A 15433-nucleotide genomic window follows, 5' to 3' on the forward strand; every position below is an offset into this window, starting at 1 on the left:
AGCCGGTCCCGCGTTCTCGACATCGTGCTCGACATCGTCGCGCACCCCCTCAGAACGCGGCGCGCTCGCGGCTGCGCGGGTCGTCCACGGGAGCCGCGGTCGACGCCTGCCGGGCCACCCGGCGCCACGGCCGCGCCTTCGTCACCGCCACCTCGACGTCGGGGGCGTCCTCGTCGAGCTCGACGGTGACCAGGTCGGTGGCCAGGTCGGTGCCCAGTTCGCTACCCGGCGAGCACTGCCCGAGCCACCGGCCTCCGGGGGCGACGACCCCCGAGCTCGCCGACGCCTCCGCCTGCGGCGGCACGGCGAAGCTCACCCAGAACCCGTTGGTGGCGGCGTGCCCCCGGCACTCCAGCGCGAACGTCGACGCGTCCCCCGCACCGTCGCCGGTGCTGGAGAACAGCACGCAGTCCACGTCGAGCCGTTCGTACTCCCCGAACACCTCGGGGAAGTGGCACTCGATCCCCAGCGCGCAGCCGAAGCGACGGCCGTCGACCTCGAAGGTGACGGGTTCGCGGCCGGGGGAGTACATGAACGTCGTCTTCGTGTGCGACAGGAACCGCTCGTCGTAGCGGGTGTGCACCGCGCCGGCGGCGGAGAGGACGTAGAGGCTGTTGTGCGGCCGCAGCGGCGCGGTCAGCCGGTGCGTCGAGCCGAGGACCGTCCAGAGCGACAGTTCGCCTGCGAGAGCAGCGGTCTGCTCGAGTTCGGCGTGGAGGACGTCCCACGCGGTGGTGCTCCAGTCGGCCGGCCCGGGAACACCCGGGGTGCTGGACACGACGAGCTTGTGCGGGAAGCACGTCGCCCCCTCGGGCAGGTGCAGCAACCGGGCGCCGCTGCGGTGGGCCCGCTGCATGAGGTCGCGGATCCGGCTCCCGGCGTCGCGCAGGGCGGCGACGTCGGTGGGGTCGCCGTGCACGGGCAGCTGCCCGACGGCGAGGCGGAACGGGTGGTGGTCGATCACGGTGGTCTCCTCGACGGTGGGGAGGAAGTGCCGCAGGGCAGCCGTGTAGGACTCGCCGGTGCGGGCGGCGCGCGCACGCACGAGGCGCTTGAAGTTCTTGCGGGCTGTCACGTGGGCCTTCCGCGCCTCGAACCGGTGCCCCCCAGCGACGCGGCCGAGACGGAACGGACCACGACAGCGGACCCGAGGCGCGAACCCCTTTGCCTCCGCGGTGGGCCGAGCTGGGGTCGGCCGAGGAGGTTGGGCGTGAGCCACGCCGCACCTCCACCCTGCCCCGTCGCGGGGAGGTCGTCAACGCTCTCCCCGCTCCAGTCCCAGGAGGGTGGCGAGGGACCGGGTCATCACCTCCCGCGGGTCGGGGTCCTCGGAGCCGGCCCACCGCACGAGGGAGGTCGACACCGCGGCGAGGACGGCGCGGGCGACGGAGTGCGCGACGGCGTCGACGTCCGCGGTCCCCCGGCGCTCGGCGACGAAGGCCGCCACGACGTCGGCGGCGGACTCCTGCTCCACCAGCAGGTGGGCGTGCAACGACGGCGTCCCGCCGATGACCCGGAGCCGCTGACGCAGCAGGGCGGTGTCGTCTCCGGGGTAGCGCAGCGTGCGCGGCAGCGTCTGCACCAGGGCCTCGCGCCAGGGGAGCTGCTCCGGAACGGCCCGCAGGGCGTCCCGGATCGCGTCGTCGGCCTCCTTGCGGCCCTCCCAGACGATGGCGCTCTTGCCGGGGTAGTAGGTGAACAGGGTCCGTCGGGCGATGCCGACCCCGCGGGCGACGTCGTCCATCGTCGTGGCCTCGAAGCCCTGCTCGACGAACAGGGCCAGCGCCACGGCGGCGATCTGCTCGGCAGACGTCGCGGGGGGTCGGCCGGGGCTGCGCCGAGGGGGTGGGCTCCCCGCGGCCGGTTGATGCACTGAGTGCTTCAATGTGCTCACCACGTCCGATCGTCGAAGGAGACACCATGTCCACCACGCCTGCCGGTGCCGCTGCCCCGGAGTTCCCGCCGCAGTCTGCAGCGTCCGCGCCCGTCCCCGCGCACGTGCCTGGACGCTTCGCGGGGAGGACCGCCATCGTCACCGGCGCCGGGTCGGGCATCGGCCGCGCCACGGCGCTGCGCCTGGCCGCCGAGGGCGCGCGGGTCGTCGCCGCGGACGTCGTCGCCGAGCGCCTCGAGGCGCTGGTCGCGGAGCACCCCGACCTGGACCTGGTCCCCGTCGTGGGCGACATCACCGGCGAGGACGGCGTGCGGTCCGTGGTCGACGCCGCGGGCGGTCGGATCGACGCGCTGGCCAACGTCGCCGGCATCATGGACGCCTTCCTGCCTCCCGCCGAGGTCGACGACGCCACCTGGGACCGCGTCCTCGCCGTCAACCTGACCGCGCCGATGCGGCTGATCCGCGCGGTGCTGCCGGTCATGCTCGCGGCCGGTCGCGGAGCGATCGTCAACGTCTCCTCGGAGGCGAGCCTGCGCGCCTCGGCCTCCGGAGTGGCCTACACCGCCTCCAAGCACGCCGTGAACGGCCTCACCAAGAGCGTCGCCGTCTTCCACGGCAAGCAGGGCATCCGGTGCAACGCCGTCGCTCCCGGGGCGGTGGCCACGAACATCGAGGCCCCCATGAGGTCCGAGCACGCGGCGCGGGTCGTGGGCCCGATCCTGGCGACCGTCGTCCCCGCCCCGGCCACGGCCGAGCAGCTGGCCGCGAGCATCACCTGGCTGCTCAGCGACGACGCGGCCAACGTCAACGGCGTCGTCCTGCCCTCCGACGGGGGCTGGTCCGCCATCTGACGGGTCCACCCCGGGGTCGCCGCCGCGGTCTGGGTCTCGTCTGACCCCGGAGGGACGATCCGGTGATCCGGCGGGGGGTCAGGACCCAGGTGGGGACGTCAGCACGGCCCGCGTCACGTCTCGTAGCGCAGTGAGCGGGACTCGATGTCGAAGAGCACGACCTCGGCCGCCTCCGCGCTGACCTGACCCAGACGCCGCGCGCGGTGCACGGCGTCTCGCTCGGCCTCGCTCGCCGTGGCCAGCAGCCTCCGCAGGTGGTCACCCGCACCGTCACCACCGAGGTCGCCCTCCACGAGATCGGTGACGCTGCGGCGGTAGTCCAGGCGGTTCTCGTACTGCCGGAGCACGGCCTGCACGACGGCCTCAGGGGTGTCGGTGTCGTCCTCCTGGAGCCGTCGCAGCGCTGCTTCGGTGCTGAGGTGGTGGAGGCGGCGGACGTCGGTGCCGGTGTCGGCGTCGTCGGCGACACCGAGGCGGCGGATCAGCGGAGCCAAGGTCAGTCCCTGCAGGACGAGGGTCACGATGACCACGACCAGGGCGACGACCACGACCACCTGCCTCGAGGGGAAGGGGCTCCCGTCGTCGGCGACGGTCGGGAGGGCCAGGGCGGTGGCGACGGTGACGACTCCGCGCATCCCCGCCCACGCCGTCACCGCGGCCTCACGAGGACCGGTCGGCGTTCCCTCGTTCCGGCGCCGGGCGCGTCTCCCGGCGATGGCCGAAGCGGTGAACATCGCCACCGTGCGCAGCAGGACCAGGACGGCGATCACCGCTGTGGTGAGGCCCCAGGTGCCCGCGTCGTGCAGTTGTGGTGAGGAGCGCAGGACGGTGGTCAGCTCCAGCCCCAGGAAGGCGAAGACGAGTCCGCTCACGAGGAAGTCGACGAAGCGCCACACCGACTTGCCCAGCAACCACCCGCCGGACGTCACCTGCCCCGAGGTGCGGGCGCGCAGGAACAGTCCCGTCCCCAGGACCGCGAGGACGCCGGAGGCCCCGAGGTGGTCGGCCAGCAGGTACACGGCGAACGGAACGGCGACGGTCACCGTCGTCTCCGTCGCGGCGTCGTGGAGGTGACCCAGGGCCCAGCGGGTCGACCAGCCACCGACGATGCCGATGCCCAGCCCACCCGCGACCGCGATGAGGAGTCCGAGGCCGATCTCGCCCGCGCTGACACCGCCGGCCACGACGGCCATCACCGACAGCTGGTAGACGACCAGCGCGGTCGCGTCGTTGAACTGTCCCTCCCCCTCGAGGAGGGTGACCAGCCGGGCGGGCAGGTGGAGTCGACCGGCGACCGCGGTCGCCGCGACCGGGTCCGGTGGTGCCACGACCGCCCCGAGGACCGCAGCGACCGCCCACGGCAGTCCCAGGGCGTGCGCGACGACGGCCACGAGCCCCGCGGTGAGCAGAGTCAACCCGACCGCCAGCCCGAGGACGGGACGGATCGCGCTGCGCAGTTCGCGGATGGAGGTGTTCTGGGTCGCCGCGAACAGCAACGGAGGCAGGACCAGGGGGAGGATCAGTTCGGGCGACAACCTCGGGATCGGGACACCCGGGACCAGACCGAGACCGAGGCCGTAGACGGTCAGCAGCACCGGCTGAGGAACTCCCCAGCGATCTGCCAGTGGGGTGAGCACGACGACACCGAGGACCAGCAGCCCCAACGCCAGGACGTCGCTCACGAGGTGGCCCTGCCGTCGTGCTGCTCGTCGTGGTCGGGTCCCCCGCCCATCATCGACAGCATCTCCCGACCCCCGGTGCGCAGGAACCGGGCCACGAGGACGACGGCGAGCAGGGCGAAGACGATGTCCAGGACCGTCGTGTAGTTCCACGACAGGCTCGCCGACTCCACGACGGCGGAGCGCTGCGCCGGGACGAGGTGGGCCAGGTCGAAGACCAGTTCCACGACGTAGCCGGCGACGACACCGGCGACGTAGAGCACCCCGGCCAGGCGCAGAGCCATCCACCCGCCGTAGTACTTCCGGTAGATCACGACGATGGGGAGGATGATCAGGTCGGCGAAGAGGAAGCTCACGACCCCGCCGAAGCTGATGCCCCCGTTCCACAGCACCGCCGCCAGCGGAACGTTGCCCACCGAGCAGACGAAACTGGCCACCGCGACCAGCGGTGCGACCAGTGGGCCCCAGAACTGGGCCAGCACGGGATGGTCGACGAGGAAGAACGCCTGCCAGAACGTCTTCGGGACCCACGCGTCGAGGGCGCCGGCGATGAACAGGCCGATGAGGACGTCGCGCAGGACGGCGGCCCACTCCATCACGAACACCTGGCTCACGGCGGTGAAACCCGGCCCGGACAGCAGGCGCCGCCACCAGGACGCGTCGCCCCGGGCGCTCATGTCCATCGCCGCGTGACCTTCCATGGACCCCGCACGGCCCTGCCCGGCCTCCTCGCGGGCCCCCTCCACCACCTCGCGTCGCACGACGAGGCGGAAGAGCAGGGCGACGACGACGATCATGACGATGCCGCCGCTGTACTCCGCGGCGGCGAACTGCCACCCCATCAGCAGGGTCAGGATGATGCCGAGTTCGATGACGAGGTTGGTCGAGGCGACCTGGAAGGCGATGGCGGCGGTGAAGTCCGCGCCCTTGCGGAACAGCGACCGGGCCAGGGCGGCCGCGGCGTAGGAGCACGACGAGGACGCGATGCCCAGTCCGGAAGCCGTCAGCAGGGTCTTCGGCCGGTCGTCGCCGAGGAGCCGGGTGACCGCCTCGCGCCGGACGACGGCCTGCACGATCGCGGACAGGGCGAAGCCGAGGACGAGGGCCCAGCCGATCTGCCAGGCCATGGAGCCCGTCACCCGCAGCGCGTCGCCGACGGCGCTGAGCGAGCTGTCCAGGACGTTCACGCGGTCCCCACCGTCGTCGGGGGCGTGCTGCGCAGCAGGGTCTCCCGCACGGCATCGAACTTCTCCTGCAGGATCGCGGACTCGACGTCGTCGAAGTCCTGCTGCCCGGCCGTCGCGGTGAGACGTCGCAACTGGTCCCCCGTCGCCCTCTCGAGGGGCAGGTCGCGGCGGCCGGTGCTGGTGCAGACCCACGCCAGTTCGTGGAGGAGGTCGGCGATGCGGCCGAGGACGAGCGGGTCCGCGGCGCCGTAGCGGCGGGGCTGGGTGAGGCCCAGATCCAGCAGGTCGGGCAGGCTCGGGCGGGTCAGGACGACGCGGACCGTCCCGTCCTCGTCGCTCAGAACCCGGTCACCGAGGTCGCGGCCGACGAGTTCACACAGGAACGCCGAGCTGTGGCCCAGTGCGTGCACCGCGGTGGTGGGGTCGTTGACACCTGGGGAGAGCGCCTTGGCCGCGACGTCGGTGAGTTGCCGCAGCCCGAAGGCGACGTCCTCCTCCTCCGTCCGCTCGGTGCTGACGACGACGGCGGCGTCGAGGGTCTCCTGCATCCGCTGGACGGCGTCAGGGAGCAGGGTCGCGCCGTTCCGAGTGGTCCACAGGTGGGCCAGGGGAGTCCCCGCGACCACGGATGCGCCGGGGAGGCGGATCACCGCCACGGTCACGTCGAGCTCGCAGGCCGCCTCGTAGAGGGCCCGGTCGTCGACACGGTCGAGGAATCCGGAGGAGGCAGCCGGCAGGACCACCGCGTTCGAGGGTGGAGCCGCCACCGTGACGGGTGGGGGGAGGGACCCGCCTTCGCGGCGAGGGTGCAGCCGGTCGGCGGTGTCTCGGGCGCTGGTGTGGACGGTGGCCAGCATCGTCTCGACCCGGATCTCGCGGGCGAGGTGGGCCAGGAACAGCACCAGGCTCACGACGCTGGCGATGGCCAGGACGAAGGCGAGGGTCACCGAGATCTGCGGCACGACGGCGCTGGTACCGCCGGCCGTCTCCGACGCACTGCGCACACTGCGCAGGACGGTGAGGGCGAAGGTGAAGGTCGCCAGGAACACGGCCAGCGTCACGTGGACGAAGCGGTCGCGGGTGAACGTCCGCAGCAGCCGGGGCGAGAACTGACTGCTCGCCAACTGCAGGGTCACGACCGTGAGCGAGAACGTCAGGGAGGTGACGGTGATGAGCGAACTGGCGATGGCGTCCAGAACCGTGCGGGCGGCGTCGGCCCCACCGCCGAACACGACGTCGGAGACCGCAGCCGGAAGGTGTTCGTCGAGGGCGTCGTCCAGCTCCGGCAGGAGGATCCCGGCCAGCACGGCCAGGAGGACGCCCAGGACGGGGACCGGCCAGAGCTGAGTCCGGGCAGCCTCGCGTGCTGCCCGAAACCGGAGGGGGTCTCGGGGGCGTCGGTGCACCGCGTCACCATCTCAGCTGATCCCGGCCGCAACGACTCGAGCTCCGGGTGCGCGGTGAGCTGCTCCTCCTGAGGTGCTCGCGGGATCCGGACCGCGGCTCAGACGGTGGCGAGGACCTTCTCGGCGAAGGCCGCCGCGCGCTCGCGCAGCGCGGCCTCGCGCTGGGAGATGCTCAGACCCGGGTCCGGCTTCAGCGTCGGCGTCGGGCGCAGCACCCGGACGTTGTCCGCGCAGGCGAGGTCGGTGCAGACGTAGGTGCCGACGGTGTTCAGCTTCCGGCCCGAGGCGCCCGCGCGGGCGGCGACGAACAGCGACACCTCGCCGGGGGCGCGGGTCGTGCGGCACAGGTCGCACATCGCGGTCGTGCGGACGCCCTTGCCCGGGGTGGCGCGCAACGCCAGACCCACGACGGCCCGGCCGAGCGGGACGAGCATCCAGCCGCGCTCGGGCGACTTCGGGTCCCGCCAGCCGACGACGTCGTGGGCGGGGTCGCTCCCGTGCACCCACTCGGGGACGCGCATGCGGTGCGCCTCACCGCGGGAGCAGTTCGTCATCGTCGAGCGGATCGCGTCGTCGGTCACGTGACCGGCGTCCAGGGCCGAACCGTTGTGCGGCAGAACTGACACGTCATCTCCCTCGGAGGAAAAAACCTCCGCGAGAGTACGCCCGTCAGCTCGCCGTCTCGAACCGGCAGGTCTCGTCGAAGATGTCCTGGCAGCCGCGGACGGCTCCCTCGAGGCGGTCCGCCGGGACCGGGCGGGAGAAGTAGAAGCCCTGGACGGTGTCACACCCGGTGGCCTGCAACGCGTGCACCTGCTCCGGCTGCTCGACGCCCTCGGCGACGACCCCGAGGCCGAAGCTGCGGGCGGCGCCGACGACGAGGCGCACGAGTTCGACCGTCCGGGGGTCGTCGGAGTCCACGAAGCTCTTGTCGATCTTCAGGACGTCGACGGGCACCCGGGCCAGCTGCCCGAACGAGGTGTAGCCCGTGCCGAAGTCGTCGATGGCGACGCGGACGCCGATCGCGCGCAGCTCCGCCAGGCGCGACCAGGCGCCCTGGTCCTCGACCATGACGGTCTCGGTGATCTCCAGCGTGAGGCGGTCGGGGGAGGCCCCGGCGAGCGCGAGCGCCTCCCGGACGTCGTCGACGAGGCGGGGCGAGCGCAGGTGCCGCCCGGACACGTTGACGGCCACGCGCAGTCCCGCGCACTTCCCGCCGGCGGCGTCGAAGGCCCGCAGCTGCTCCAGCGACGTCTTCAGCGCCCACCGGCCGAGGTCGCAGATGAGGTCGGAGCTCTCCGCGATCGGGATGAACTTCCCCGGCGGGACGAGTCCCTCACCGGGCTTCTCCCAGCGGACGAGGGCCTCGACGCTGCGGACGCGGCCCGTCGTGAGGTCGGTGACCGGCTGGTAGTGCAGGACGAGCTCGTCGGCGACGAGGGCGTGACGCAGTCCCTCCTCGACGGCGGCCTGGTTGGCCAGCGCCTGGCGCAGTTCGTCGTCGTAGACCTCGACGCGACCGCGTCCGGCGGCCTTGGCGCGGTAGGCGGCGGTGTGCGCCTCCTGCAGGAGGCGGTCCGCGCCCAGGTTGTCGTCGAGCGCCTCGTCGGGGCGGCTCAACGCCACCCCGATGCTGGCCCCGACGCGGGCCTGGGTCTCGCTGGACCCGGCGAGGCCGATCGGTGCGGACACCGTCTCGATGAGGGCGTGCCCGAGGTCGAGCAGTCCCCTCTCGTCCGGGACGGGTTCCACGAGCACCAGGAACTCGTCGCCGCCGAGGCGGGCGACGACGTCGACGGCGCGGACGCGTTCCCGCAGCCGTTCGGCCACCGTGCGCAGCACGGCGTCGCCCGCGCCGTGACCGAGGGAGTCGTTGACCGTCTTGAACTGGTCGAGGTCGATGAACAGCAGTCCGACGCGCTCGCCGGTGCGGCGGGTGCGGCGCAGGGCCCGGTCGGTCTGGGCGAGGGCCTCGGCCCGGTTGGGCAGGGTCGTGAGGGCGTCGTGGGTGGCCTGGTGGGCCAGGTCCTCCTGCAGCTGCTCGCGTTCGTGCATCGCCCCGAGGATCTGCTGGACGGAGGCGTGCACGACGCGACCGAGCGGGCCGCCGACGGGCCGCCGCAGGATCTCGTCGTCGAGGTCGCCGTCGGCGACGGCCTGGGCCTGGGCCTGCACGGAGCGCAGGCTGGCCACGGCCGCGCCGAGACCGCGGGCGACGGTGCGGGTCTCGGGCGGTCCCTCGACGACGACGTCGACGAGTTCCCCGAGGCTGATCGCCTCGGCCGCCCCGGCGAGGCGGGCCAGCGGCCCGCCGATCGAGCGGCTGGTGTAGAGCGTGCCGCCGACGGAGAGCACGAGCAGGACGGCGGTGATGAGGGCGTACTTGACGAGTTCCTCGTGGGCCTGCGTGCGGTAGGCCTCGGCGGCGGCGACGGCCTGGCCGGCGGCGATGTCCAGCGTCGCGCGCAGGGCGTCGTCGCGGCCGACGACGGCGCGGCTGAGGGTCAGCAGCACCTCGGCGTCGGGCACCGTGGCGGTCGGGCTGGCGACGGCCGCGGCCAGGGTCTGGTCGATGGTCCGGGCGTCGCCGTCCGCGAGCGCCTCGATCCACCCCGACCGGACCTTCGCCTGGGCGGCGTTCAGGACCTGGTCGGAGGCGAGGCGGAACCCGGCCCAGCTGCCGAGGAACAACTGCCGGGCGGGGCCCTCGCTGCCGACGGGGGCGGCGACCAGACCGAGGTAGTAGGGGATCTCCTCACCGGCGAGCGTCGTCGCCCGGGCCGTCCACTGCAGGTCGGCGACGGACTGCTGGATCTGCTGGTCGGCCCCCTCGTCGGCCGCGAGGGCCAGGTGGCGGTCCACGGCCGTGCTGAGCGCGTCGACGAGGTAGCGGTACTTGTCGAAGAGCTGACGGTTGTTCGTCGTACGCTGGCTGGGGGTCTCGCCGGCGCCCCAGGAGGCGCGGACGGCGGCGAGGCGGCCCGCGGTGGAGTCGACGGCGGCGCGGGCCAGGGCGTCCTGGCGTGCGGAGGTGACGGTGGCGTCCGTGCGGGCCGTGGCGCCGCTGTAGAGGGTGTGCAGGCTCACGGCGAGGTCGTTGCGTTCCCCGGTGGTGCCCTCGGGCGTGCTCAGTTCGAGCATCTCGACGCTGGAGACCAGCGGGATGGCCTCTTCCGCGATGCGGGCGCGCAACCCGTCCAGGGCCACGGCGGCGCGGACCTGGCGGACGGCGTCCTCGGCGGCCTGGACCCGCTGGAAGCGGTGGGTGACCAGGATGGAGGCGAAGGCCGAGAAGCCGATGAGGGGCACGAGGACGAGGACGAGGAGCCTGGTGCGCAGGCTGATCGTGCGCCGGTCGCGCTGCTCGGGAAGGTCCGCCACCTGACAGGGATCGACCGGCACGGGCCTCGCCCTGAGCCCGACGCGCCGGGGTGCGTGTTCCGTCGCCCGTTCGGCCCATCGACGGACCGGGTAGTTGCTCTGAGTGACGGAATGAAAGCTGTGGGGAGTGGTGGCCCTGTGGCGTTTGTGCCACGGCCCGCGAAGCGGCAGACTCATCGATCAGCTGGATTCTTCTAGAAGATCCAGTGATGGGCTGCGGCCTCGAGGGGGTGTGCCGTGCAGGACGGATCGACGGGCCTGGACCTGGCCCAGGTGGTGATGTCCGCTGCCGTGGGGCTGGCGGTGACCGACCTCCGCGGCCGGCTGGTGCGGGTGAACGACGCGTTCGCCGCGCTGCTGCACAGCAGCGTCGACGACCTGCTCGACCGCAGCACCACGGAGGTCCTGTCCTCCGTCGAGGGCGCCCACGACGTCGACGGGACCGTGGAGCAGCTGCTCCAGGGGATCCCGACCGTCAGCGGTGACGTCCTCGTCCACCGCCGCGACGGGTCGCTCCTGCACGGCCAGACGCTGTCCTCGCTCGCCACGACCGGTGCGGGGGCCTCTGTCGTGCTCCTGCAGCTGCTCGACGCCGGCAGCCGCGGCCGTCGCCGGCCCGTGGGCGACCACGACGCCCTGACGCACCTGCGCAGCCGCTCGGCCGTCGTCGCCGACCTCACCACCCGGTTGCCGGCCCGGTCGGGACTCGTCGGGGTCCTGACCTGCGACCTCGACCGCTTCCGCGTCGTCAACGAGAGCCTCGGCCACCGCGTCGGTGACGAGGTGCTCGTGGGCGTGGCCCGCCGGCTGCTGGCCGGGGTCCGCGGCGGCGACGTCGTCGGGCGCCTCGGCGACGACGAGTTCGTCGTGGTGCTGGGCGGGCTCACCGACGTGGCCGAGGCCGTCGACGTGGCCCACCGGCTGACCCGCAGCCTGGCCGCGCCCCTGGAGATCGAGGGGACCGACGGGCCGCGCGAGATCCGCTGCGCCGTCAGCACCGGCCTCGTCGTCGTGGACCTCGCGGCGCCGCCCTGCCCGAAGGCCGGGCCCGGGGTGCCGGCCCTCGACGCAGCGGCCCTGCTGCGCGACGCCAACACCGCCCTCGACGCCGCGAAGGCGGCCGGGGGCGGGTGCTGCCGGGTCTTCACCGGGGCCATGCGGGAGGAGGCGATCCGTCGCCTCACGGTCGAGAACGACCTGCGCCGCGCTCTGGAACGGGGTGAGCTGCGGGTCCACTACCAACCCGTCGTCCGCCTCGCCGACCGCCGGCGCACGGGGTTCGAGGCGCTCGTCCGCTGGCAGCACCCGGACCGCGGACTGCTGCTCCCCGCGGAGTTCCTGGACGTGGCCGAGGACTGCGGGCTGGTCACGGCCATCGACGCCGTCGTCCTGGAGGAGGCGTTGGACTTCCTCGTCCGCCACCCCGGGGACCGCGTGGCCGTGAACACCTCCGCCCGCCGGCTCGACGGGACCTTCGCCACCGCCGTCGCGCGCGGCCTGCTGCGCCGCGGGCTGGCGCCGGAGCGGCTCGCGGTGGAACTCCTGGAGACCTCGCTCGTCTCCGGTGACGCCACCACGGAAGGCGAACTCGCCGACCTGGCCCGGCTCGGCGTCGCGGTCCTGCTCGACGACTTCGGCACCGGATACTCCGCGTTGTCCTACCTGCGTCTCCTGCCCGTCTCCGGGCTGAAGCTCGACCGCTCCTTCGTCTCCGACCTGCCCGACGACGTGACGTCGGACCGCATCGCGGCCGCCGTCGTCGGCCTCGCCGACAGCTTCGGGCTGAGCTCCATCTGCGAGGGGGTCGAGACCGCCGCCCAGGCCGCCCACCTCGCTGCCCAGGGGTGGGAGTCCGCCCAGGGTTTCCACTTCGGCGTCCCCGCTCCCGAGGAGAGCTGGTTCCCCCGCGTCGACGCACCGGTCGCCACCGTCCAGGTCTCCGTCTGACCCGTCCCGCGGCCGTCGACGTGAGGTGACCGAGGGCACACCCATCCCGTGGATGGCCCCGCCGCCCGGTGGCGTTGGAACGGGTGATGGACACCGTCGCCCGCACGAAACCCGTCCTCTGGGTTCCCCGCCACGTCCTCGTCACGGCGTCCGCGCACGCCGAACCGCACGGCCGCGCGATCCTCGACCGGCTCGTCGCCGCCGGTGTCGAGGACGTCCGCGTCCTGACCGCCGACCGGCTGCCGCCGCTGCGCGGCGACGACGAGCGCAGCACCTACGCCCGCGCGAAGCGCACGCTGGCGATCGTCACGAGTTCGCCCACGAAACGCCGTCCCACCCCCATCCCGCCCAGCGCGGACTTCTCGTTCCCGCTCGCCGAGGGGTGCCCCGGGCACTGCCAGTACTGCTACCTGGCCGGTTCGCTGTCCGGTCCGCCGATCACCCGCGTCTACGCCGACCTCCCGCGGATCCTCGCCGGTCTCGACGAGGTCGTCGGGCGGGGTGGGGTGACGACCGGCACCGAGGAACGCGGTCACGAGGGGACGACGTTCGAGGCGTCCTGCTACACCGATCCGCTCGCCCTGGAACACGTCACCGGGTCCCTGGCCGCGACGATCACCCACTTCGGCACCCACGACTGGCCGGGTCCCGTGCAGTTGCGGCTGACGACGAAGTACGACGACGTCGAACCCCTCCTCGACCTCCCGCACGGGGGCCGGACCCGCATCCGCGCCTCGGTGAACGTCGCCGACGTGGAACGTTTCGAAGGCGGCACGGCGAAGGTTCCCGCCCGGTTGCACGCGCTGGGTCGACTCGCCCGCGCCGGGTACCCGGTGGGTCTGACCATCGCCCCGATCATGCCCGTCGAGGACTGGCCCGCCCGGTACGCGGAACTCCTCGACGCCGCCGCGGCGGAACTCCCCGCCGACGCCGACCTGACCGTCGAGTGCATCACCCACCGGTTCACCCCGAAGAGCAAGGACGTCCAGCTCGACTGGTACCCCCGGACCAAGCTCGACCTCGAGGAGTCCACCAGGTCGCGCAAGCACGGGAAGTTCGGCGCGGTGAAGTACGTCTACGACCGCGACACCATGCGTTCCTTGCGCGGCTGGTTCGAGTCCGCGATCGCCGAGCGACTGCCGGCGGCCCGGTACCTGTACTGGACCTGAGCCTGTCGACCCCGCGCTCAGCCGTTCCAGTCGACGAGCTGCACGACGACGCCGTTGGGGTCGCGCACCTGGAAGGCACGCTCGCCCCACTCCTCGACGGTCAGCGGCATGGTGATCTCCACCCCTTCCTCCTGCAGCCGGGTGAGTTCGCCCTCGAGGTCGTCGACGACGAACGCGAGGACCTGCCCGCGGGCGAGTTCGTCGCGCTGGTCGGCGGGCAGCGTCGCCAGTCCCCGGCGCAGGTAGACCAGGTTCACCCCCGCGTCCGGGCGGGCGAGGCTCGCGAACCCCTCGGCGGCCATCCCGAGGGTGAACCCGAAGTGTTCGGTGAGGAAGGTGGCGGACGCGTCGACGTCCTCGACGGTCATCGACAGGGCGGTGGCGGTGATGTTCACGGTGCTCTCCTCGCTACGATGTACGCCGTACAACGTAGTGGGGGCTAGGTTGTTCCCCGTGGAGTTGACCATCACCCAGTTCCTCTCCCTCGACGGCGTGACCCAGGCGCCCGGAGACCCGGACGAGGACACCGCCGGCGGGTTCGACCGGGGCGGCTGGTTCGTCCCCCACGTCGACGACGAGTTCGTCGAGACCGCCGTCGAGTGGATCGGGCAGGCCGACGCCTTCCTCCTCGGAGCCCGCACCTACCAGGCGTTCGGGCAGGCCTGGCCGCAGATCGAACCGCCGGACCCGTTCGCCCCGCTGATGAACGGACTGCCCAAGCACGTCGTCGCGACCTCCCCGATCGCGACCGCCTGGGGCCCGGTCACCGTGCACCGCGACCTCACCACCGTCGCCGCGCTCAAGGACGTCCCGGGCCGGGAACTCCAGGTCCACGGCAGCACGACCCTGAGCTGGTCGCTGCTGCAGGCCGGTCTCGTCGATCGGCTGCGCCTGGTCGTCGTCCCGGTCGTCGTCGGTGGCGGGCGACGGTTCTTCCCGACGACGGGCCCCGTGAGCGGGTGGGACACGGTCAGTTCCCAGGTCACCTCCGCCGGGGCCGTCCTCTCGGTCCTGGAGCGCGTCGACACCGTCGAGTTCAGCACCGTCGAGTTCAGCACCGTCGAGTCCGACACCCACCCGCCCGAGTCGTGAGCCCCGACCGTGCCAACGCCGGCGACCCGGCGCGAACGCTGGCGCTGCTCTGGCGCGACCCCGCAGCCGTCCCGGCCAAGGGGCCGCGCCGCACCCACGACCTCGCCGCCGTCGTCGCGGCGGCGGTCGCCCTCGCCGACGAGCAGGGGCTGCCGGCGCTGACGACGCGGCGGGTCGCGCAACGCCTCGGCATCTCGACGATGTCGCTCTACACCTACGTCGCCGACCGCGCGGAACTCCTCGACCTCATGCTCGACGCCGTCTACCTCACGATGGCCCGCACGGACACCGCGGGCCACCCGTGGCGGGGCCGGCTCGGGGCGGTCGCCGCCGAGAACCGGGGCCTGTTCGAAGAACACCCCTGGGCGGCCGAGGTGTCCACCGTCCGACCTTCGCTCGGTCCCGGTCAGACCGCGAAGTACGAGCACGAACTCGCCGCCTTCGACGACACCCCCGTGGACGACGTGACCCGCGACGCCTGCCTCACCCACCTGCTGGTGTTCGTCCGCGCCTGCGCCCGCGACGCCGCCGACGCCCGGGCGATCGCCGTCGAGTCCGGCACCGACGGGGCGTGGTGGGCCGCAGCGGGTCCGCTGCTGGAACGGGTCCTCGACCCCGAGCGCTACCCCCGCGCCGTCCGGGTCGGTACCGCGGCGGGGGAGGCCGCGGGCAGCGCGCACGACCCCGACCGCGCCTACGCCTTCGGTCTCGACCGCCTCCTCGACGGCCTCGCCGCCCTGCTCGACGTCGGGTAGTGCGCAGCGGTCCGGGTGCGGCGGCGAACGTTGGCCCGAGGCCGCCGATCTGGGAGGGTGGGAACCCCGCCG

13 protein-coding genes are annotated in these 15433 nt (G+C 73.1%); 5 read left to right on the forward strand and 8 right to left on the reverse strand.

All coding sequences use genetic code 11. From position 1 onward, the window contains the following. Window positions 1-49 precede the first annotated feature (49 nt). Window positions 50-1075: a carbon-nitrogen hydrolase family protein gene (locus tag AC0I8G_RS22040; protein ID WP_471731843.1), complete on the reverse strand. Its 1026-nt coding sequence runs from the start codon at window positions 1073-1075 to the stop codon at window positions 50-52. Between the two features lie 180 nt (window positions 1076-1255). After that, window positions 1256-1789 carry a TetR/AcrR family transcriptional regulator gene (locus AC0I8G_RS22045; RefSeq protein ID WP_471731844.1) on the reverse strand — a complete coding sequence of 178 codons (534 nt, stop codon included), beginning with the start codon at window positions 1787-1789 and terminating at the stop codon, window positions 1256-1258. 131 nt (window positions 1790-1920) lie between these two features. On the opposite strand from AC0I8G_RS22045, the gene AC0I8G_RS22050 reads away from it, so the two are divergent. Beyond that, complete coding sequence (locus AC0I8G_RS22050; protein WP_471731845.1) at window positions 1921-2745, forward strand: SDR family NAD(P)-dependent oxidoreductase; 825 nt, start codon at window positions 1921-1923, stop codon at window positions 2743-2745. A gap of 113 nt (window positions 2746-2858) precedes the next feature. On the opposite strand, the gene AC0I8G_RS22055 is transcribed toward AC0I8G_RS22050, so the two are convergent. The 5 genes from AC0I8G_RS22055 to AC0I8G_RS22075 all read right to left on the reverse strand — a co-directional run bounded on the left by AC0I8G_RS22055 (window position 2859) and on the right by AC0I8G_RS22075 (window position 10398). Beyond that, complete coding sequence (locus AC0I8G_RS22055) at window positions 2859-4427, reverse strand: Na+/H+ antiporter (RefSeq protein ID WP_471731846.1); 1569 nt, start codon at window positions 4425-4427, stop codon at window positions 2859-2861. Next, window positions 4424-5602, reverse strand: coding sequence for a permease (locus AC0I8G_RS22060; protein WP_471731874.1), 1179 nt, complete (start codon window positions 5600-5602; stop codon window positions 4424-4426). Before AC0I8G_RS22060 ends, AC0I8G_RS22055 begins: the two co-directional genes overlap by 4 nt. Window positions 5603-5607: 5 nt before the next feature. Continuing rightward, on the reverse strand, window positions 5608-7017 hold the full coding sequence (locus tag AC0I8G_RS22065; RefSeq protein WP_471731847.1) for a DUF2254 domain-containing protein: 1410 nt from the start codon (window positions 7015-7017) through the stop codon (window positions 5608-5610). A 98-nt stretch (window positions 7018-7115) separates the two neighbouring features. Further along, complete coding sequence (locus AC0I8G_RS22070) at window positions 7116-7643, reverse strand: FBP domain-containing protein (protein WP_328293614.1); 528 nt, start codon at window positions 7641-7643, stop codon at window positions 7116-7118. Between the two features lie 43 nt (window positions 7644-7686). Then, window positions 7687-10398, reverse strand: coding sequence for a putative bifunctional diguanylate cyclase/phosphodiesterase (locus AC0I8G_RS22075; protein ID WP_471731848.1), 2712 nt, complete (start codon window positions 10396-10398; stop codon window positions 7687-7689). 237 nt (window positions 10399-10635) lie between these two features. Here AC0I8G_RS22075 and AC0I8G_RS22080 point away from each other — a divergent pair, with 237 nt between their 5' ends. Both AC0I8G_RS22080 and AC0I8G_RS22085 read left to right on the forward strand, forming a co-directional pair. Next, the gene (locus AC0I8G_RS22080) at window positions 10636-12345 is read left to right on the forward strand and encodes a sensor domain-containing protein (RefSeq protein ID WP_471731849.1); all 1710 of its coding nucleotides are present in this window, start codon (window positions 10636-10638) and stop codon (window positions 12343-12345) included. 86 nt (window positions 12346-12431) lie between these two features. Next, a complete protein-coding gene (locus AC0I8G_RS22085) occupies window positions 12432-13514 on the forward strand; it encodes a spore photoproduct lyase family protein (RefSeq protein WP_471731850.1) in 1083 nt (360 codons plus the stop codon). A gap of 17 nt (window positions 13515-13531) precedes the next feature. On the opposite strand, the gene AC0I8G_RS22090 is transcribed toward AC0I8G_RS22085, so the two are convergent. Further along, window positions 13532-13909, reverse strand: coding sequence for a VOC family protein (locus tag AC0I8G_RS22090; RefSeq protein ID WP_471731851.1), 378 nt, complete (start codon window positions 13907-13909; stop codon window positions 13532-13534). Between the two features lie 58 nt (window positions 13910-13967). Here AC0I8G_RS22090 and AC0I8G_RS22095 point away from each other — a divergent pair, with 58 nt between their 5' ends. Beyond that, the gene (locus AC0I8G_RS22095; RefSeq protein WP_471731852.1) at window positions 13968-14606 is read left to right on the forward strand and encodes a dihydrofolate reductase family protein; all 639 of its coding nucleotides are present in this window, start codon (window positions 13968-13970) and stop codon (window positions 14604-14606) included. Continuing rightward, a complete protein-coding gene (locus tag AC0I8G_RS22100) occupies window positions 14603-15361 on the forward strand; it encodes a TetR/AcrR family transcriptional regulator (RefSeq protein ID WP_471731853.1) in 759 nt (252 codons plus the stop codon). Before AC0I8G_RS22095 ends, AC0I8G_RS22100 begins: the two co-directional genes overlap by 4 nt. The last annotated feature ends 72 nt before the right edge of the window (window positions 15362-15433 follow it).

The organism is Kineococcus sp. AC630, from assembly GCF_979255925.1.